The sequence below is a fragment of the Mesorhizobium sp. M7A.F.Ca.CA.002.04.1.1 genome (assembly GCF_004022805.1).
Lineage (GTDB): Bacteria > Pseudomonadota > Alphaproteobacteria > Rhizobiales > Rhizobiaceae > Mesorhizobium > Mesorhizobium ciceri.
This window is the reverse complement of record NZ_RZPL01001069.1, coordinates 1-1,266: the sequence shown is the minus strand read 5'-3', so window position 1 is coordinate 1,266 and position 1,266 is coordinate 1. Positions and strand designations below refer to the sequence as shown.

Genomic DNA, 1,266 nt, shown 5'->3' with positions numbered 1-1,266 from the left:
TTTGTATTCTTCCTTATTCCCGATTTCACCATGATCGCCTTTGCGACCGCGCTCGACCCGCTGCGCTCGGCCAATCGCATGCTCGGCTACGAGGCCTATCGATGGCGCCTCGCCAGCATCGACGGCAAGCCGGTGCGCGCCTCGAACGGAGTCGAGTGCGCGGTCAACACGTCGCTCGAGGATGAACGCAAGAAGATGGCAGGTCCCGATCGGCCGAACATGGCCATCGTCTGCAGCGGCATCAATGTCGAGCGCTACCAAAACAAGTCCGCCTTCGCCTGGCTGCGCGAGGAATACAATCGCGGCGTCGCCGTCGGCGGCCTGTGCACCGGCGCGCATATCCTCGCCGCCGCCGGCCTGTTGTCCAACAAGCGCTGCGCCATCCACTGGGAGAACCTGCCGGGCTTTTCCGAGGCGTTCCCGAAGGCCAATGTCTTTGCCGACCTCTTCGAGATCGACCAGAACATCTACACCTGCGCCGGTGGCACCGCCGCACTCGACATGATGCTGAAGCTGATCGGCGACGACTTTGACGAGAACCTCGTCAACCGCGTCTGCGAGCAGGTGCTGACCGACCGCGTGCGCAGCCCCACCGACCGCCAGCGCCTGCCGCTGCGCGCCCGCCTCGGCGTCCAGAACTCGAAAGTGCTGACCATCATCGAGTTGATGGAAGGCAATCTGTCGGAGCCGCTGTCACTGATCGAGATCGCCGATCATGTCGACCTGTCGCGCCGCCAGATCGAGCGGCTGTTCCGCACCGAGATGGGCCGCTCCCCCGCCCGCTATTATCTCGAAATCCGGCTCGACCGCGCTCGGCACCTGCTGATCCAGTCCTCGATGCCAGTGGTCGAGGTGGCGGTCGCCTGCGGCTTCGTCTCGGCCTCGCATTTCTCCAAATGCTACCGCGAACTCTACGCCCGCTCGCCGCAGCAGGAGCGCGTCGACCGCAAGCAGCTGCTGGCCGCCTGAGCAGAGGTGTCACGTGAGGCGGCTCTGGACGCCCCGAAACGTGATCTTCCTCGCCTCAAGCGTCTGTTGAGCGAGCCAAGTATCTTTCCAGATGATCAGGCTGTGTCGGTCTGACTACGCCTGCGCCGTGCGCATCGCCTCGACCCGAATATCCTCGGTCAGCCGCGCTTTCAGCGCCGAGAATTCCGGGCTGGTCTTCAGCGTGTAATGGCGCGGATGCGGCAGGTCGATGGCGACATCCGACTTGATGCGGCCAGGCCGCGCCGTCATCACGATGACGCGCGAGGCCATGAAGAT

At 64.0% G+C, this 1,266-nt stretch carries 1 protein-coding gene and 1 pseudogene; one reads left to right on the top strand and one right to left on the bottom strand.

Going from position 1 to position 1,266, the window contains the following annotated elements; translation table 11 throughout:
- Positions 1-969, top strand: a 969-nt coding sequence (locus ENZ75_RS32180) for a GlxA family transcriptional regulator (protein WP_164888193.1), incomplete at its 5' end; no start/stop codon positions are given.
- Positions 970-1,083: 114 nt separating this feature from the next.
- On the opposite strand, the pseudogene ENZ75_RS32175 reads toward ENZ75_RS32180, so the two are convergent.
- Positions 1,084-1,266: pseudogene (locus ENZ75_RS32175) on the bottom strand (ABC transporter ATP-binding protein); the annotation flags it as partial.